A 19,235-nucleotide genomic window follows, 5' to 3' on the forward strand; every position below is an offset into this window, starting at 1 on the left:
AATGTATTTTATACAAAATTATTTTAGGTTCCATATTCTGAATGTAAAGAGCGTTTGAAATGGGTCTGAAAATGTTTGAAACTAATTGAACGTGTGTATAATGGTAAAATTACAGTAAATATTCCGACAATTTCTATTGACAATTCAAACAGATTGGTTTATAATTACTATAACAACGAGTGAAAGCGCAAACTTTTGCAATCAAAAGGTAGTTTTATGACACGATTTGAGATACGAGACGATTTCTATTTAGATGGGAAACCGTTCAAGATTTTGTCCGGCGCCATTCATTATTTTAGGGTTCCTCCAGAAGATTGGTATCATTCGCTCTATAACTTGAAAGCTCTTGGCTTTAATACGGTAGAGACTTATGTGGCTTGGAATTTACACGAGCCTCGTGAGGGTGAGTTTCGCTTTGAAGGAGCTCTGGATTTGGAGCGGTTTCTTCAGACAGCACAAGATTTGGGTCTCTACGCTATCGTTCGTCCGTCACCCTTCATCTGTGCGGAATGGGAATTCGGTGGCTTACCAGCCTGGCTCTTAACCAAAGACATGAGGATTCGTTCCTCAGATCCTGCCTATATTGAAGCTGTCGGTCGCTATTATGACCAGCTCTTGTCACGATTGGTTCCACATTTGTTGAACAATGGTGGAAACATCCTCATGATGCAGGTTGAAAATGAGTATGGCTCTTATGGAGAAGATAAGGCTTATCTGAGAGCAATTCGACAGTTGATGGAAGAGCGTGGCGTAACTTGTCCCCTCTTTACATCAGATGGTCCATGGAGAGCTACTCTGAAAGCAGGAACTTTAATCGAAGATGACCTCTTTGTGACAGGGAATTTTGGTTCTAAAGCTCCGTACAACTTTTCACAGATGCGGGAATTCTTTGATGAGCATGGTAAGAAATGGCCGCTCATGTGTATGGAGTTCTGGGATGGTTGGTTCAATCGTTGGAAGGAACCGATTATCACACGGGATCCAAAAGAATTGGCAGATGCAGTTCGAGAGGTTTTGGAACAAGGCTCCATCAATCTCTACATGTTCCACGGTGGTACAAACTTTGGCTTCATGAATGGTTGTTCGGCTCGAGGGACTTTGGACCTGCCACAAGTTACATCTTATGATTACGATGCCCTTCTAGATGAGGAAGGAAATCCAACTGCCAAATATCTGGCAGTCAAGAAGATGATGGCAACACATTTTCCAGAGTATCCGCAGTTGGAACCACTCTACAAAGAGAGTATGGAGTTGGATGCTATTCCACTGGCTGAAAAAGTTTCCTTGTTTGAAACCTTGGATAGCTTGTCAAGTCCTGTAGAAAGTCTCTATCCTAAAAAGATGGAGGAATTGGGACAAAGTTATGGCTACCTACTTTATCGAACAGAAACAAACTGGGATGCAGAAGAAGAAAGACTTCGTATCATTGATGGTCGAGATAGGGCCCAGCTTTATGTCGATGGTCAGTGGGTCAAAACCCAATATCAGACAGAGATTGGGGAAGATATTTTTTATCAAGGTGAAAAGAAAGCGCTGTCTAGATTGGATATCTTGGTAGAAAATATGGGGCGTGTCAACTATGGACATAAGTTCTTAGCAGATACGCAACGTAAGGGAATTCGGACAGGGGTTTGTAAGGATTTGCACTTCTTACTAAACTGGAAACACTATCCACTCCCACTAGACAATCCTGAGAAAATTGATTTTTCAAAAGGATGGACTCAAGGGCAACCAGCCTTTTACGCTTATGACTTTACCGTCCAAGAGCCAAAAGATACTTACCTAGACTTATCTGAGTTTGGTAAGGGAGTTGCCTTTGTCAATGGGCAGAATCTAGGACGTTTTTGGAACGTCGGCCCAACCCTCTCTCTTTATATTCCTCATAGCTATCTCAAGGAAGGTGCCAATCGTATCATCATCTTTGAAACAGAGGGCCAATATAAAGAAGAGATTCATTTAACTCGTAAACCTACACTAAAACATATAAAGGGGGAAAACTTATGACAATTGTAGGATGCCGTATCGATGGACGTTTGATCCACGGACAAGTAGCCAATCTTTGGGCTGGAAAACTAAATGTTTCACGTATTATGGTTGTAGATAACGAAGTTGTCAACAATGACGTTGAAAAGAGTGGTTTGAAACTTGCGACACCACCAGGTGTGAAATTGAGTATTTTGCCAATTGAGAAAGCGGCAGCCAATATTCTTGCTGGAAAATACGATAGCCAACGTCTCTTTATCGTGGCTCGCAAACCAGACCGCTTCCTTGGTTTGGTTGAAGCAGGTGTACCAATTGAAACCCTTAATGTTGGGAATATGTCTCAAACACCAGAAACTCGCCCCATCACACGTTCTATCAACGTAGTAGACAAGGATGTGGAAGACTTCCACAAATTGGCAGAAAAAGGTGTTAAACTTACTGCTCAAATGGTTCCAAATGATCCAATTTCAGACTTTTTGAGCTTATTAAAATAGGAAAAAATTTTTAGGAGGTCATTGTTATGATACAATGGTGGCAAATTTTACTTCTCACTTTGTACTCAGCTTATCAAATCTGTGATGAGTTGACGATCGTTTCATCTGCAGGTTCCCCTGTATTTGCTGGTTTCATTACTGGTTTAATTATGGGAGATGTGACTACTGGTCTGCTTATCGGTGGTAACTTGCAGCTATTCGTTCTTGGGGTTGGTACCTTCGGTGGTGCTTCTCGTATCGACGCTACTTCTGGTGCGGTTCTTGCGACAGCCTTCTCTGTTTCACAAGGAATTGATACAGCACTTGCGATTACAACAATCGCTGTGCCAGTAGCAACTCTCTTGACATACTTCGACGTTCTTGGACGTATGACAACTACTTTCTTTGCTCACCGTGTGGATGCTGCAATCGAACGCTTTGACTATAAAGGTATTGAACGCAACTACCTACTTGGTGCGATTCCTTGGGCTCTATCTCGTGCCCTTCCAGTCTTCTTTGCGCTTGCTTTTGGTGGTGAATTTGTACAACACGTAGTAGATTTCGTTACAAAATACCAATGGGTTGCAGATGGTTTGACACTCGCAGGACGTATGCTTCCAGGTCTTGGATTTGCAATCTTGCTTCGTTACCTTCCAGTTAAACGTAACCTTCACTACCTTGCTATGGGATTTGGTTTGACAGCTATGTTGACTGTTCTTTACTCATATGTAACAGGTCTTGGTGGCGCTGTTGCAGGTGTTATCGGTACTCTACCTAAAGATGTTGCTGAAAAAATTGGTTTCGTGAACAACTTCAAAGGATTGTCTATGATTGGTATTTCTATCGTAGGTATCTTCCTTGCAGTGCTTCACTTCAAAAATAGCCAAAAAGTAGCTGTGGCAGCACCTTCTACACCATCAGAAAGTGGGGAAATCGAAGATGACGAATTCTAATTACAAACTTACAAAAGAAGATTTTAACCAAATCAATAAACGTAGCTTGTTTACTTTCCAATTAGGTTGGAACTACGAACGTATGCAAGCTTCTGGTTACCTTTACATGATTTTGCCTCAATTGCGTAAAATGTATGGGGATGGCACTCCTGAATTGAAAGAAATGATGAAAGTTCATACTCAATTCTTCAATACTTCACCATTCTTCCACACCATTATCGCTGGTTTTGACCTTGCCATGGAAGAAAAAGATGGTGTAGGTTCAAAAGATGCCGTTAACGGTATCAAGACAGGTTTGATGGGACCATTTGCTCCTCTTGGAGATACAATCTTTGGTTCACTTGTACCTGCTATCATGGGATCTATCGCAGCAACTATGGCTATCGGTGGTCAACCTTGGGGTATCTTCCTTTGGATCGCAGTTGCAGTAGCGTATGACATCTTCCGTTGGAAACAGTTGGAATTTGCCTACAAAGAAGGGGTTAACCTTATCAACAACATGCAAAGTACCTTGACAGCTTTGATTGACGCTGCATCTGTACTTGGTGTCTTCATGATGGGTGCTCTTGTAGCAACAATGATCAACTTTGAAATTTCTTACAAATGGGCAATCGGTGAGAAGATGATTGACTTCCAAGACATCTTGAACCAAATCTTCCCACGCTTGCTTCCAGCAATCTTTACTGCCTTTATCTTCTGGTTGCTTGGTAAGAAAGGTATGAACTCTACTAAAGCTATCGGTATTATTATCGTACTTGCTTTGGCTCTTTCTGCCTTTGGTAAATTTGTACTTGGAATGGGCGCATAATTTATGGCTAAATCATTAATTTTGGTGAGTCATGGTCGCTTCTGTGAAGAACTTAAAGGTAGCACTGAAATGATCATGGGTCCACAAGACAATATTCATGCAGTGGCTCTTCTTCCAGAAGATGGCCCAGAAGAATTTACTGCAAAATTTGAAGCTGCTATTGAAGGATTAGATGATTTCCTAGTCTTTGCGGATCTTCTCGGTGGAACACCATGTAACGTGGTAAGCCGTTTGATTATGGAAGGTCGTGACATCGAACTTTACGCAGGGATGAATCTTCCAATGGTGATTGAATTTATCAATGCTAGCCTTACAGATGCAGATGCGGATTACAAGAACCGTGCTGCAGAAAGCATTGTGAAAGTTAATGATTTATTAGCGGGCTTCGATGATGACGAAGATGAATAAGATATGACAACGTGAAAATCACAGGGAAAATAGGCGATAGGAGGATGGAGCGATGCTCCGACGATAATCGGTCTTTTTCCCAAAGATTTTAGTTGGAACTCGATTCAATTCATGTGACAACGTGAAAATCGTTAGAGCATTTTATATAGAATATACATGGGAATGGGGCTTACTCCCATTCCCATATTTGATAGAAAAAGAGGAATTCAATGCTACATTATACAAAAGAAGACTTGCTCGAATTGGGTGCAGAAATCACTACACGTGAAATCTACCAACAGCCTGATGTATGGAAAGAAGCTTTTGAATCTTATCAAGCAAAACGTGAAGAAATTGCAGCCTTTCTACAAGGGATCGCTGATAAACATGACTATATCAAGGTTATCTTGACAGGTGCGGGGACTTCTGCTTATGTGGGAGATACCTTGGTACCTTACTTTAAGGAAGTCTATGACGAACGAAAATGGAATTTCAATGCCATTGCGACAACAGATATCGTTGCCAATCCAGAAACTTATTTGAAAAAAGATGTGGCAACTGTACTTGTATCCTTTGCTCGTAGTGGGAACTCGCCTGAAAGTGTGGCGACTGTTGATTTGGCTAAAGCCTTGGTGGATGAGCTTTATCAAGTGACCATTACTTGTGCTGCAGATGGGAAATTGGCTCTTCAAGCTCATGGAGATGATCGCAATCTCTTGCTTTTGCAACCAGCTGCTTCTAATGACGCTGGATTTGCCATGACTTCTAGCTTTACTTCTATGATGTTGACAGCTCTCTTGGTCTTTGATCCTACAGAATTTGCTGTTAAAGCTGAACGTTTTGAAGTTGTATCTAGTCTTGCCCGTAAAATTCTAGACAATGCAGAAGATGTTAAAGAGCTTGTTGATCTCGACTTTAACCGTGTCATCTATCTAGGCGCTGGTCCATTCTTTGGACTTGCTCATGAAGCTCAGCTTAAGATTTTGGAATTGACAGCTGGCCAAGTGGCGACCATGTATGAAAGTCCAGTCGGCTTCCGTCACGGTCCAAAATCACTGATTAACGAAGATACAGTTGTCTTAGTCTTTGGTACAACGACAGACTATACTCGTAAGTACGACTTGGACTTGGTTCGTGAAGTTGCTGGTGACCAGATTGCTCGTCGTGTTGTGCTTTTGAGTGATCAATCCTTTGGTCTTGAAAATGTCAAAGAAGTGGCCCTTGGTTGTGGCGGTTTCTTGAATGATATTTACCGTGTCTTCCCTTACATCGTTTATGCTCAACTCTTTGCTCTATTAACTTCACTCAAGGTAGAAAATAAACCTGATACACCGTCTCCTACAGGTACCGTAAACCGTGTGGTACAAGGTGTTATCATCCACGAATATCAAAAGTAAAACAGTGTTTATGAATTCTTGACAAGAGGATTTGTAAATCATCAGATAGACCATAGATTGTCAGTAGGCTTTCTATGGTTTGTTTGCTTGAGAGAAATAGTAAAAGGAGAACAGAATGAAAGCATACACAGAGCGTGTATTTGGAAATGTTGAGGACAAGGATGTCTTGGCCTATCGCTTTGAGACGGACGGTGGCTATCAGCTTGAGGTTATGACTTATGGTGCGACCATCTTGCGTTATGTCACACCTGACAAGGCTGGAAATTTTGCCAACGTTATCTTGGGATTTGATGACTTTACTAGCTATGTAGGCAATAGTCCTAAGCATGGAGCGAGCGTAGGTCCAGTAGCAGGGCGTATTGCAGGTGCGACCTTTGAGCTTAATGGCAAGACCTATGACCTTGAAGTCAACAATGCTAGCAACTGTAACCATAGTGGTTCAACTGGTTGGGATTCTAGCTTGTTTGAACTAGTTGAAGTGAGCGACCATGGCTTGACCCTCTACATAGAGCGGACAGATGGGATAGGGGGATTTCCAGGAAATCTCAAGATCTGGATCAGTTACTACTTGGAAGAAACTGGTGCCTACGAAATCAGCTACAAGGTAACAACAGATCAGGATACGCTGGTTAATCCAACCAACCACAGCTATTTCAACTTGTCTGGTGATTTCACGCAGACGATTGACCGTCATGTCTTCCAACTAAACACAGAGGGCATTTACCCAATCGCTCCCGACGGTGTTCCTGCCAAAACTCCAGAAGCCAACCGTGATGTGGTCAAACACATCTACAATGGTGCCTTGTTGAAAGATATCTTTGCAGAAGAAGATGAGCAAATCCAGTTGGTATCTGGCTTAGATCATCCATTTGCCCTTCCTGCAGGTCATGACAATGCTGGATTCCTTTATGACCAAAACTCAGGTCGCTTCCTGCTTTTCAAGACAGAGGCTCCTTGCTTTGTGGTCTACACAGCAAACTTTGTGGATGAGAGTGTCATCATAGGAGATCGGCCAATGGTACAGCACAATGGGATTGCCCTTGAAGCGCAAGCTTTACCAGATGCCATTCATAGCGACCTCAAAGACAAAGTTATTATTAAAGCCGGTCAAACCTTTACAAGCAAGACACGTTATGAGCTTGTTGTGAAATAAAGGATGAAGCTTCTACTTTTCGAGGTGAGTTTTATTTACTTCATGACATTAGTAGAAACAGGCAAAGAATAGGAAAATATGATATAATTAAGTGTCAAAAAGTATTTATCAAGATACGATTCAAAAGATATAAGGAGTAAACAATGAAGAAAATTGTATTTGCTAGTGCCTTGGCTTTGACCTTGGCAGGAGCAGTTTTGACAAATGATGTTTTTGCGAATGACAGATTGGTGGCAACGCAATCTGCTGATGGTAATGTATTGACCTCAGAGGTGTTAAAACCTTCTAGTGGCAATGTTTTGGTTGGAATCAAAGGAGAATTTGTGGCTCCTCATCAACAATCTATTTTAGATGCTATCAATAAAATTCGTAAAGAAGCAGCCGACGAAGGTTTGGTAGATAAGTATGTTCCTGTCAAATGGTCAGTTGACCATGAGAAAACGGCTTTTGTACGCGCTGCTGAGGTATCTGTTGCGCTGAAGGCTGAACGTCTTTCCAGTAAAAACAACTGGACTGCCTTTCCATCTGGTAATAGCCTAAGTGGAGAAGCTTTAGATTTGAATCCTGATGGATTTCTAAAAGCAATTGAAAACTGGCATGCTGAAAAGGCGAACTATGTGGCGAAAAAGAAAGATAAAACATCAAAAGAATTTTCATCTTATTATGAGAACTTGATTAACCCTAAATTTACCCATGTGGGTCTTGCTGCTTTTAAAAATGCAGCTAATCCTCAGAAAGCAGCAACCGTTGCTTTGGCTCTAGGAACTACGACTTCTTCAGAGGAATTGGCTGGTGGATATGGTTCTGCTGTTCAGTACACAGAAGTGACTGCTTCAAACCTTTCAACAGTTAAAAGTAAAGCTATAGTTGTAGAAACACCGCTGAAAGATTTCAGAAAATCTACGTCTGATCAGTCTGGCTGGGTGCAGTCTAATGGCAAGTGGTATTTTTATGAGTCTGGTGATGTGAAGACAGGCTGGTTGAAAACAGGTGGTCAATGGTACTACTTGAATGATCTAGGTGTTATGCAGACTGGATTTGTAGAAGTTGATGGATCGGTGTATTATCTAAGTAACTCAGGTGCTATGTTTACAGGCTGGGGAACAGATGGTAGCAGATGGTTCTACTTTGATGGCTCAGGAGCTATGAAAACAGGCTGGTACAAGGAAAATGGTACTTGGTATTACCTTGATGAAGAAGGGATCATGAAAACGGGTTGGTTTAAAGTAGGTCAACACTGGTACTATGCAAATGGTTCAGGCGCTTTGGCTGTTAGCACAACAACACCAGATGGTTACCGTGTAAATGCTAATGGTGAATGGGTAAGCTAGGATGAACATGCTGACTGAGAGGTAAGTTATCCGTCTCACTAGCAACAAGAATGAACGATAAGAAAGAGGTTGATGGCGAACATTGACCTCTTTTTTTTGGTGTGCCTAGGGTCAGTTGTTACTCACTGAAAATAAGAACGAGTCATCATCCATCGCAAATATGCAAGACTATTCCTAATTCAGAAATCAACCTTTTGATATATGGTAATGTGAGTTTTATCTGCAATCGAAAAATAAATACACACCTTGTTTTTGAAGTCAAGGGAGTATAAAAGAGAAACTCTAAGGGAGAGAATGTAAAGAAATACAAAAGTTTTCAAAACTATTTTCATAAAAACTTTGATAAAACAAATAAAATCTCGAACAAAAATGTAACACAAATGTAATATAAAACACTTGACAAGTATTTACGGGGGGGGGGGTATACTTAATATAGTATAGTCTGAAAATGATTATCAGAAAAGAGGTAAATTTAGATGAATAAGAAAAAAATGATTTTAACAAGTCTAGCCAGCGTCGCTATCTTAGGGGCTGGTTTTGTTGCGTCTCAGCCTACTTTTGTAAGAGCAGAAGACGCTCCCGTAGCTAACCAGTCTCAAGCTAAGAAAGACTACGATGCAGCAATGAAAAAATCTGAAGCTGCTAAGAAAGACTACGATGCAGCAATGAAAAAATCTGAAGCTGCTAAGAAAGAATACGAAGACGCTAAAAAAGTTTTAGCTGAAGCAGAAGCTGATCAGAAAAAATATGAAGACGATCAGAAGAAAACTGAAGAGAAAGCAGAGAAAGCAAAAGCAGCTTCTGAAGAGATAGCTAAGGCAACAGAGGAAGTTCAAAAAGCGGTCCTAGATTATCTAAATGCTATCAGAAATCACGACGAAAATGGGAAAAAATCCGCAGAAGAAGCTGAGAAAAAAGCTAAGGAACACGAAACTGCTGCGAAGGAGAAATTTAATACTATTCAAACAACAATAGTAGTTCCTGAACCAGATAAGTTAGCTGAAACTAAGAAAAAAGCAGAAGAGGCTGAAAAAAATAAACCAGAACTTACTAAGAAAGTAGAAGAAGCTAAAGCAAAAGCAGAAGAAGCTAAAAAAGCAGAAGAAGTAGCTAAGAAAAAATCTGATGAGGCAGCTCAAGAAGAAGAAGTAGCGAAGAAAAAAGTAGAGGCAGAGAAGAAAGAAGCCGAAGCCAAAGAAGAATTAAAAAACTTTTTGAATAAAGTAGAAGAAGCTACTATAGCGGAAATCAATAATAGTGATAAAATCAAGCCTGAAGATAAGCCTAAAGCTATTGAAAAAGCAAAAGAAGCTATCGGGAAAGAATATGTTTTAAAGGCTATTGAGAATGGCGAGTTATCAGCTACTGATCTTCTAGCTGATGTTAATAAAGCTGCTGAAGCGCCTGTATTAACAGAAGAGGACGAAAAGAAAGATAATCTCCCTAATAGCACAAGGCAAGATGGTAAATCTCTAACAGACTTACCTAAAGATATTCAAGATGGAATTAAAAAAGGGGAAGAAAATGATGCTGCACGTCCAGCGTCAGAAAAAGCACAAGATCGTGCTGATGATTTAGGTGATGCTGTAGCTAAACAACAAAAGGAAGTTGATGCTTTAAATAAAGAGACAGCAAGTAAACAACAAATTGCTGTAGCAGTAAAAGCTGCTCTTGAAAAAGCGAAGGAGACTCTGAAAGCTACTGAAGAAGCTAATGCAGATTCCGCTATCATTGAGGGAGCTAAAGCTGCTGTTGAAAAACTATCTCAAGCTGAGATGAAAGCAAATTCTGATTTTCAAGAAGCTGGTAGGAGTTTGGAGCAAGAGGTGTCAATTTTGAACGAATTGATAGACTTGTACAATAAAGCTCTTGAAGAGGTTAAAGAAGAAAAAGCAAAAGAAAAAACAGATGATCAAAGAGCTGAAGAAGACTACGCTCGTAAATCAGAAGAAGCATATAACCGCTTGACTCAACAGCAACCTCCAAAAACTGAAAAACCAGCTGAAATTCCAGCAAAACCAGAAAAACCAGCTGAACAACCTCAACCAGCTCCAGCTCCTCAACCAGAGAAAACAGATGATCAACAAGCTGAAGAAGACTATGCTCGTAAATCGGAAGAAGCATATAACCGCTTGATTCAACAGCAACCGCCAAAAACTGAAACTCCAGCACAACCTTCTGTTCCTGCAAGACCATCTAATCCGACATATGTCCCTTCATACCCTTCATATGTTCCATCATACAGCTCATATTCTGTAGTAGAACCAGCTAAACCAGCCGCTCCAAAAACAGGCTGGAAACAAGAAAACGGTATGTGGTACTTCTACAATACTGATGGTTCAATGGCGACAGGTTGGCTACAAGACAACGGTTCATGGTACTACCTAAACGCTAACGGTGCTATGGCAACAGGTTGGGCTAAAGTCAATGGCTCATGGTACTACCTCAACGCTAATGGTTCAATGGCGACAGGTTGGCTACAATACAATGGTTCATGGTACTACCTCAACGCTAACGGCGCTATGGCAACAGGTTGGGCTAAAGTCAACGGTTCATGGTACTACCTAAATGCTAACGGTTCAATGGCAACAGGTTGGGTGAAAGATGGAGATACCTGGTACTATCTTGAAGCATCAGGTGCTATGAAAGCAAGCCAATGGTTCAAAGTATCAGACAAATGGTACAATGTCAATGGCTCAGGTGCCCTTGCAGTCAACACAACTGTAGATGGCTATAGAGTCAATGCCAATGGTGAATGGGTAAACTAAACCTAATATAACTAGTTAATACTGACTTCCTGTAAGAACTCTTTAAAGTATTCCCTACAAATACCATATCCTTTCAGTAGATAATATACTCTTGTAGGAAGTTTAGATTAAAAAATAACTCTGTAATCTCTAGCCTGATCTATGGCGCTAGAGACTACGGAGTTTTTTGATTGGTAAAGAATGGCGGCACTCAAGAGACTCTTAGTTTGCTATTTGATTTGAAAATTACAAATTCTTTCTCTTCTTGGCATTCTTGGTCAGGGAAACCTGGTAAGTATCCTGTTCTTTAGTGAGGTAATTGATGACTTGAAAATCATCGGTTTGAGCCTTGAAATCCACTTCGTAGACAGTGGTGACTTGTTCTCCATCATTGCTGGTATCAATCGAGATGAGGTCTAACTCAGTACAGAATTGTGCCAGTCCAGATTGGATAGTTTGAAGTTTCTCTTCTTGGTTCGCAATTGTGATGGTTAATAGTCTGCGACGTTGGTGGTTGCTCTTGCTTTGTTGTTTCTCTAAAAGAAGCCATACCGTTAAGATAAAGATAGTGAAGAGAACAGCTAAGGTTAGGTAGCCTGTCCCTGCCGCCAGCCCGATAATCATGGCAAGAAAGATAGCAATTAGTTCCCGTGAGCCACTGGTGGCTGAACGGAAACGAATAAGGCTAAAGGTTCCTGCAACGGCGATAGAGGTTCCTAGGCTGCCATTTACCAGAAAGATGACCAAGGTCATCAAGCAGGGGAGTAGGGTCAAACTAACCGCAAATTCCCGTGTATAGAGGGTACGGTGTTTGTAGGCCCAGGTCAGCGCCAAACCTAAAATCAGGCTGACCAAGAGAGCCAGAAAGAGCTGGATAGGATTGGCAGTGGCAGTTGTGTCGTTGAAGATAGAGTTGAAAAGATTAGACATAAGTAGTACCTACACTTTCTGTGCTTGGTCGTGGGCTATAGTCCAGCCCCTGAGACTTGTGGTAGGCGCAGCTGTATTTTGAAAATTTCTGCTCTACCAGTCCATATTGGTCGAGAATATCTTGTAGCCATTGGGGTTTTCTACCTGGAGCTTTAATTTCCATGATGACAATGTCCTCGTTTAGTAGAGGGAAACCGTCTTTTCCTGAAAATAAACTGACATTCTCATCACGATAGGTTAGATTTTGGTCAATGGTGACACGAATTTGATTGTAGGGAAATCCACTAATTTCTTTCTTTTCCTTGAGAGAAAAGCGGTCGTAGTAGATATACATACGAGGGATGATAGCTTGTTGATATTCCTCTTGGAGTTGCTGGATTTTTTCAATCATCATTTGGTCCTTGATGCTGCTATCCAGCTGTCCCTTGGTCATAAACTGGGTGATAGACTGGGGAGTCGACAAGAGACGATATTTTCGCCCGACACCAGTTCTGTCCTTGGATTTGATTTCTAAAAATACCTGACTATCTGGCTGGACTTGACTGAGATAGGTTCGCATCCGAATCTTTTCTTTACGCTTAGTACCTTGGCTATCATCCTGAATCATATCAAATTGCTCTGTATCAAAGTAGATATTAGAAATGGTAGATGTTGGATAGTCATCCTCGACGAGGTATGTTTTTAAGTCTTCTATTAAATTAGCCAAGTCAGTCTTGGTAACGACATATTTGGTTTCAATTCGTTTAAAGCTTGTTTCAATTGGTTTCATAAATCCTGTCTCCTTTATCAAACTGTTTCAGCACTCTATCTTATTAGAAGATATATGTGTCTGGGCAAGTTGAACTTGCTTGTGACTAGTCTAGGGAACTTTCCTAAAACTTTTGTTAAAGATAACTTAACTGAAACTGAACTTAAGAAAACTTTCAGAAAAAGTTTAGAGTTTTTTCAGACTTTCTCTGTAAACTAAGCTCAAGCTAAAGGAAGACGAGGAAAAAAGTATGAAATCAAAAAAATGGACCCTAATCTTAACCAGTGTAACAGCTCTGACCTTGATGACAGCTTGCGGGCAGTCAACGACCAAGTCAAGTACAACTGCAGCGGCAGATACCACTGCCATCACAACTTCAGCTAAAAACAGTCAATCTTCTTATTTTACAGAAAAGGACTACGACACTTCTTTTGATGAAAATACAGCTTCTAAGATTGAGCTATCTGGCTCATCTGTAAACGTCTCTGGAGATGGTGTGACAGTTTCTGGCTCAATGGTGACCATCTCAAAAGCAGGTACCTATGTGATTTCAGGTCAGTCTGACGGAGTGCAAATTAAAATCGCAGCTGATAAGTCTGATGATGTGAAACTTGTCCTAAAAGGCGCGACCATGACCAATACAGATGCGGCTATTTCGGCTACAAGCGCAGGTCATGTCTACCTCACTCTAGCAGAGGGAACCACCAACAGTCTCTCTGACTCAAGTTCTAACAGTGATGAAAAGGCAAATACCGCTCTCTTTTCTAAGGTTGATTTGACCATCAATGGCTCAGGAATTCTCAATGTGGATGGCAAGAAAAGCAATGCTATCAAGGCTAACGACACCCTCCACATCACAGGTGGAACCTTTAACATCACATCAGTTGGCGATGCCTTTAATGTCAATGATGAACTTAATATCACTGGTGCGACCATGACGATTGATGCTAAGGAAGATGGTGTCAAAGTTGACAATGATGATGATATGACTGTCGGAAATATGTATTTGGCGAACAATACCATAACAGTCACAGCAGGCGATGACGGCATTCACGCTTCTGGCAACCTAGTGATTGATAGTGGTACTTACACAGTCAAGAATGCGACTGAAGGAATTGAAGGGAAAGCCATTACGATCAATGGTGGCGATATCAATGTCTACTCGACAGATGATGGAGTCAATGCAGCCAATAAAAATGCCCAGCAAAGTGATATTTACTTTACTATGACAGGTGGAAATCTAACTGTAGAAGTCGGTCAAGGGGATACAGATCCGATTGACTCAAACGGGAATATCACGGTCACAGGCGGAACCATTAAATTGATAGGACAATCAGGCTTTGACTTTGATGGAACAGCAACCTACACAGGTGGGGATATTTACATCAACGGCGAAAAACAAACAGATATTGTCAATTCTATGCCTGGAGGCGGCGGTCCGAATGGAGGTCCTGGCGGTCCAGGCCCTGGCGGACGAGGATAAACAAAAACGAGGCTGGGCAAGAAGTCTTTGAAATCAGAAAACCGCATAGTATCAGGTCTTGAGAAACCTTGGTACTATGCGTTTTATTGTGGGGAGATTTACTTCATTTTCTCCTGAAGTCGACTTTTTGCCCAACATCGTTTTGTCCTGCTATTTGAGTTGTTCTACTTGACTCCAAGTAAAAAAGGAGTATAATGTTGCAATAAATAAAGTTACAACAAACAGAACAAAGGAGAAATAGATGACCTACGCATACAATAGTAAGATTTATTTGGCAGAGGCAGTTTTAAATGTTAAGGATTTGGCAAGTCAGACTGCCTTCTATCATCAGATTCTAGGCTTGGAAATCCTTTCTCAGACAGAATCTGAAAGTATTTTAGGAGCTGGTGGAAAGGCTTTGGTTCATTTACTGAAAACAGACAGGCTAGAGGAGGTGCAAGATCACTATGGTCTCTATCACCTAGCTATCCTTTTACCAAGTCGTGAGGATTTGGCAAATCTGTTTAAGCATATAGCAGAGCTGCAAATTCAGCTAGTCGGTGGGGCGAATCATGGCTACAGTGAAGCAATCTATTTGGAAGATTTAGAAGGGAACGGGATTGAAATTTATCGGGATAAGCCTGTAGAGGACTGGGATATTCGTGAGGATGGGCGCATTGTCGGAGTGACCGAAGCCTTATCTGCTCAAGAAATATATGAGATGGGACGTAAAGTAGAACCTTTTGAGATAGCCTCTACTACGCGCATGGGGCATATTCATCTTTCAGTCAAGGATAGTCAAGTAGCAAGCCAGTTTTATCAAAAGGTTTTAGGACTAGAGGATAAATTTAGTCTACCTAGTGCTAGTTGGATTGCGTCTGGGGATTATCATCATCATTTAGCGGTCAACGAGTGGGGAGGAAAAAGGCTAACCAGACGTGAACAAGGTTTACCCGGCTTGGCCTACTATGTCATTGCAGTCGCAAGCAAAGAAGAACTTCTAGCAATTGCCGAAAGAGGACAAGAAGTTGAAGAGCCTATCAAGTGGCTGACATCAACTCAGTTGGAAGTGACAGACCCAGATGGAATCGTGACGCGTATCCGCTTAGCTAGATAGGATGTGAGAAAGACCAGCATCTAATACTCAATGAAAATCAAAGAGCAAATTAGGAAGCTAGCCGCAGGCTGCTCAAAACACTGTTTTGAGGTTGTAGATAAGACTGACGAAGTCAGCTCAAAACACCGTTTTGAGGTTGCAGATAGAACTGACGAAGTCAGCTCAAAACACCGTTTTGAGGTTGCAGATAGAACTGACGAAGTCAGTAACATATATACGGCAAAGCGACGTTGACGCGGTTTGAAGAGATTTTTGAAGAGTATAAATTGTATAAAATGCTCCTTATCCTAGTCAAATCTGTAAATATTTTGATATGATAGTAGGGAATAAGGAGAAGAATGCAATGACCAGTGAATACCAGAAAATGATAGCAGGAGAGGTTTACCGTCCATCGGACCCAGAATTGCGGGCCTTGGCTCAGGCTTCTCGCCAAAAACAGGCTGCCTTTAACCGAGAAGAAGATCCCTTAAAGGGAGCTGGAATCATTAAGGCTTGGTTTGGCTCGACTGGGAAAAATCTTTATATCAATACTCGCTTGATGGTGGACTACGGTGTCAATATTCATCTAGGGGAAAATTTTTATTCTAATTGGAACTTGACCATGCTGGATGTTTGTCCGATTCGTATCGGGGACAATGCCATGATTGGTCCCAACTGTCAGTTCTTGACTCCACTTCATCCGCTGGATCCACATGAGCGCAATTCAGGTATCGAGTACGGTAAACCTATCACAATCGGAGATAATTTCTGGGCTGGTGGTGGCGTCATTGTCCTGCCTGGAGTCACACTTGGAAATAATGTCGTCGCAGGAGCAGGGGCCGTGATTAGCAAGTCCTTTGGGGACAATGTTGTATTAGGTGGCAACCCTGCGCGCGTGATTAAGAAGATACCTGTGAAATAGAAGTAGAAAGGAACAGCGGGTGTTGTTTCTTTTCTGTCATTCCCTTGTTCTTCTATAATGGAGAAAAAGGGAGTGGAGATAAAAACTTCTTCTACATTTTTACCCGGTTCACATTCACCTACTCTATATCTTAGCAAGTCTGCTTCATTAAGCAATTGCAAAGCATCTTGTAATTGGGATGATTTTTGATACAAGAAGTATTAGTGTAGGAGAGAGTTTTTGTGGATGACTAGATGATATCAATGATTTTTCTATTTATTTTCAGTCAAAGATGATACAATAGTAAGGTCGCAAACACTAGACTGCGCAGGCAGGAGGTGATCTTATGTGCGTTTTCATCGAACTTGTCTTGCTACCTATTCTTGCTGGTACACTAGCGAATGTCTTATCGGAGTGGCTTATCCGATTTGTAGCAAGCAAATGCGACAAGAAAAAGAAATAGCCTGAGCGCCTTGAGCAAGCGCAAAAAAACACCACTGGCGGCAACCGGTGGTGTTTTCTTATATGCTTATTTCATCGAACTTTTAAGCAAGTCCATTGTACCATTAAAAAGAGTCTCTGTCAAAAATATTGTTATTGTATTGTTTTTATTCTCAGCCTCCTCCTTGACACTCCGTCAATTTTTGATACAATAGTACAAAATTAGAGGAGGTGGGCTATGATTCAGAAACATGCGATTCCCATTTTAGAGTTTGATGATAATCCCCAGGCGGTTATCATGCCCAATCACGAGGGGCTGGACTTGCACTTGCCCAAGAAATGTGTCTATGCATTTTTAGGTGAAGAGATTGACCGTTATGCGAGGGGAGTAGGAGCGGACTGTGTCGGCGAATTCGTTTCTGCTACCAAAACCTATCCAGTCTATGTCATCAACTACAAGGGTGAGGAAATTTGTCTGGCTCAGGCTCCTGTTGGTTCAGCTCCAGCAGCCCAGTTTATGGATTGGTTGATTGGATATGGTGTGGAGAAGATTATTTCCACAGGTACCTGTGGTGTGCTAGCCGATATAGAGGAAAATGCCTTTCTAGTCCCTGTTCGCGCTCTGCGAGATGAAGGAGCCAGTTACCACTATGTGGCACCTTCTCGTTATATGGAAATGCAGCCAGAGGCTATTGCTGCTATTGAGCAAGTTTTGGAAGCCAGAGAGATTCCTTATGAAGAAGTCATGACCTGGACGACAGACGGTTTTTACCGAGAAACGGCTGAAAAGGTGGCTTATCGTAAGGAAAAAGGCTGTGCTGTTGTAGAGATGGAGTGTGCTGCGCTTGCGGCAGTAGCCCAACTGCGTGGGGTTCTCTGGGGAGAATTGTTGTTCACAGCAGATTCCCTAGCTGACTTGGACCAGTACGATAGTCGTGACTGGGGCTCGGAAGCTTTTGATAAGGCGCTAGAACTCTGCCTTGAAATAGCCTTTCAGATCTAACTCCTCTCCTTCTTTTTATGGTACAATGGATGTATGTTATTCAAATTATCTAAGGAAAAAATAGAGCTAGGCTTATCTCGTTTATCGCCAGCTCGTCGTATTTTTTTGAGTTTTGCCTTGGTCATTTTACTAGGCTCTCTTCTTTTGAGCTTGCCTTTTGTGCAAGTGACTAGCTCTCAAGCGACTTATTTTGATCATCTTTTTACAACTGTATCTATGGTCTGTGTGACAGGTCTTTTTACCCAGCCTGTCGCTGACACCTACAATATTTGGGGTCAGCTCATTTGTATGTTCTTGATTCAGATTGGTGGTCTGGGGCTTATGACCTTTATTGGAGTTTTCTATATCCAGAGCAAGCAAAAGCTTAGTCTTCGTAGCCGTGCAACTATTCAGGATAGTTTTAGTTATGGAGAGACTCGATCTTTGAGAAAGTTTGTCTATTCTATTTTTCTCACGACTTTTTTGGTTGAGGGTTTGGGAGCTCTATTCCTCAGTTTTCGTTTTGTTCCTCAACTTGGCTGGGGGCGCGGTCTCTTTAGTGCTATTTTTCTAGCTATATCCGCCTTCTGTAATGCAGGTTTTGATAATTTTGGAAGTACGAGCTTGATTGCTTTTCAGACTGACCCCTTGGTCAATCTGGTCATCGCAGGCTTGATTATCACAGGTGGTCTTGGATTTATGGTCTGGTTTGACCTTGCTACGCATATAGGGAAAAAGAAAAAAGGGCGCCTGCATTTTCACACCAAACTGGTTTTATTACTGACGGTGGGGCTACTAGCTTTTGGGACGGTGAGCAGTCTCGCTCTTGAATGGAACAATGCAGGGACGATTGGCAATCTCCCTGTTGCAGATAAGGTCTTGGTCAGCTTTTTCCAAACTGTCAGCATGAGAACGGCTGGTTTTGGGACAATTGATTACAGCATGGCTCGTCCTGTTACCTTATTGATTTATATCTTGCAGATGTTTCTAGGTGGGGCTCCAGGAGGAACAGCTGGGGGGCTCAAGATTACCACATTTTTTGTCCTCTTGGTCTTTGCACGAAGTGAGCTTCTAGGCTTACCTCATGCCAATGTCGCTCGACGGACGATTGCGCCGCGAACGGTTCAAAAATCCTTTAGTGTCTTTATTATCTTTTTGATGACCTTCTTGCTGGGCTTGATTTTACTAGGGATGACAGCCAAGGGAAATCCTCCCTTTATCCACCTCATATTTGAAACCATTTCTGCTCTTGGGACAGTCGGAGTGACGGCAAATTTAACTCCAGATTTAGGGAAATTAGCTCTAAGTGTGATTATGGTTCTCATGTTTATCGGACGAATTGGTCCCTTGACCCTGCTGGTCAGTCTAGCAGATTACCATCCAGAAAAGAAAGATATGATTCACTATATGAAAGCAGATATTAGTATTGGTTAAGAAAGGAAA

The 19,235-nt window shown here is 41.6% G+C and carries 17 protein-coding genes; 15 read left to right on the forward strand and 2 right to left on the reverse strand.

Features of this window, described 5'->3' with window-relative positions; translation table 11 throughout:
* Nucleotides 1-216 precede the first annotated feature (216 nt).
* The 9 genes from OC530_RS09005 to OC530_RS09045 all read left to right on the forward strand — a co-directional run bounded on the left by OC530_RS09005 (nt 217) and on the right by OC530_RS09045 (nt 11,253).
* Nucleotides 217-2,004, forward strand: a complete 1,788-nt coding sequence (locus OC530_RS09005; RefSeq protein WP_262081108.1) for a beta-galactosidase family protein — start codon at nt 217-219, stop codon at nt 2,002-2,004.
* Nucleotides 2,001-2,477, forward strand: a complete 477-nt coding sequence (locus tag OC530_RS09010) for a PTS system mannose/fructose/N-acetylgalactosamine-transporter subunit IIB (RefSeq protein WP_049522379.1) — start codon at nt 2,001-2,003, stop codon at nt 2,475-2,477. Before OC530_RS09005 ends, OC530_RS09010 begins: the two co-directional genes overlap by 4 nt.
* Nucleotides 2,478-2,503: 26 nt before the next feature.
* Nucleotides 2,504-3,409 carry a PTS mannose/fructose/sorbose/N-acetylgalactosamine transporter subunit IIC gene (locus OC530_RS09015; RefSeq protein ID WP_049522380.1) on the forward strand — a complete coding sequence of 302 codons (906 nt, stop codon included), beginning with the start codon at nt 2,504-2,506 and terminating at the stop codon, nt 3,407-3,409.
* The gene (locus tag OC530_RS09020) at nt 3,396-4,217 is read left to right on the forward strand and encodes a PTS system mannose/fructose/sorbose family transporter subunit IID (RefSeq protein WP_000185294.1); all 822 of its coding nucleotides are present in this window, start codon (nt 3,396-3,398) and stop codon (nt 4,215-4,217) included. The genes OC530_RS09015 and OC530_RS09020 overlap by 14 nt, the downstream gene beginning before the upstream one ends.
* 3 nt (nt 4,218-4,220) lie before the next feature.
* Nucleotides 4,221-4,625, forward strand: coding sequence for a PTS sugar transporter subunit IIA (locus OC530_RS09025; RefSeq protein ID WP_262081109.1), 405 nt, complete (start codon nt 4,221-4,223; stop codon nt 4,623-4,625).
* A gap of 209 nt (nt 4,626-4,834) precedes the next feature.
* Nucleotides 4,835-6,001: an SIS domain-containing protein gene (locus OC530_RS09030; RefSeq protein ID WP_262081110.1), complete on the forward strand. Its 1,167-nt coding sequence runs from the start codon at nt 4,835-4,837 to the stop codon at nt 5,999-6,001.
* A 115-nt stretch (nt 6,002-6,116) separates the two neighbouring features.
* Nucleotides 6,117-7,154 carry an aldose epimerase family protein gene (locus OC530_RS09035; RefSeq protein WP_262081111.1) on the forward strand — a complete coding sequence of 346 codons (1,038 nt, stop codon included), beginning with the start codon at nt 6,117-6,119 and terminating at the stop codon, nt 7,152-7,154.
* Between the two features lie 143 nt (nt 7,155-7,297).
* Nucleotides 7,298-8,485, forward strand: coding sequence for a CAP domain-containing protein (locus OC530_RS09040; protein WP_262081112.1), 1,188 nt, complete (start codon nt 7,298-7,300; stop codon nt 8,483-8,485).
* 476 nt (nt 8,486-8,961) lie between these two features.
* Nucleotides 8,962-11,253 (forward strand): choline-binding protein, encoded by a 2,292-nt coding sequence (locus OC530_RS09045; protein ID WP_262081113.1) that lies wholly within the window; start codon nt 8,962-8,964, stop codon nt 11,251-11,253.
* A gap of 225 nt (nt 11,254-11,478) precedes the next feature.
* On the opposite strand, the gene OC530_RS09050 is transcribed toward OC530_RS09045, so the two are convergent.
* Nucleotides 11,479-12,162, reverse strand: coding sequence for a DUF4956 domain-containing protein (locus tag OC530_RS09050; RefSeq protein WP_262081114.1), 684 nt, complete (start codon nt 12,160-12,162; stop codon nt 11,479-11,481).
* Complete coding sequence (locus OC530_RS09055; RefSeq protein ID WP_262081115.1) at nt 12,155-12,931, reverse strand: polyphosphate polymerase domain-containing protein; 777 nt, start codon at nt 12,929-12,931, stop codon at nt 12,155-12,157. The genes OC530_RS09050 and OC530_RS09055 overlap by 8 nt, the downstream gene beginning before the upstream one ends.
* A 229-nt stretch (nt 12,932-13,160) precedes the next feature.
* On the opposite strand from OC530_RS09055, the gene OC530_RS09060 reads away from it, so the two are divergent.
* From OC530_RS09060 to OC530_RS09085, 6 genes are all read left to right on the forward strand, one after another.
* On the forward strand, nt 13,161-14,393 hold the full coding sequence (locus tag OC530_RS09060; RefSeq protein WP_262081116.1) for a carbohydrate-binding domain-containing protein: 1,233 nt from the start codon (nt 13,161-13,163) through the stop codon (nt 14,391-14,393).
* A gap of 241 nt (nt 14,394-14,634) precedes the next feature.
* Nucleotides 14,635-15,489 (forward strand): VOC family protein, encoded by an 855-nt coding sequence (locus OC530_RS09065; protein ID WP_262081117.1) that lies wholly within the window; start codon nt 14,635-14,637, stop codon nt 15,487-15,489.
* Between the two features lie 30 nt (nt 15,490-15,519).
* Complete coding sequence (locus tag OC530_RS09070; protein ID WP_262081118.1) at nt 15,520-15,723, forward strand: hypothetical protein; 204 nt, start codon at nt 15,520-15,522, stop codon at nt 15,721-15,723.
* 109 nt (nt 15,724-15,832) lie between these two features.
* Nucleotides 15,833-16,390: a sugar O-acetyltransferase gene (locus OC530_RS09075; RefSeq protein ID WP_262081119.1), complete on the forward strand. Its 558-nt coding sequence runs from the start codon at nt 15,833-15,835 to the stop codon at nt 16,388-16,390.
* A gap of 658 nt (nt 16,391-17,048) precedes the next feature.
* Complete coding sequence (locus OC530_RS09080; RefSeq protein ID WP_173253465.1) at nt 17,049-17,813, forward strand: nucleoside phosphorylase; 765 nt, start codon at nt 17,049-17,051, stop codon at nt 17,811-17,813.
* 33 nt (nt 17,814-17,846) lie between these two features.
* On the forward strand, nt 17,847-19,226 hold the full coding sequence (locus tag OC530_RS09085) for a potassium transporter TrkG (RefSeq protein ID WP_262081120.1): 1,380 nt from the start codon (nt 17,847-17,849) through the stop codon (nt 19,224-19,226).
* Nucleotides 19,227-19,235: the final 9 nt, after the last annotated feature.

The sequence above is a fragment of the Streptococcus sp. Marseille-Q5619 genome, from assembly GCF_946901205.1.
Taxonomy (GTDB): Bacteria; Bacillota; Bacilli; order Lactobacillales; family Streptococcaceae; genus Streptococcus.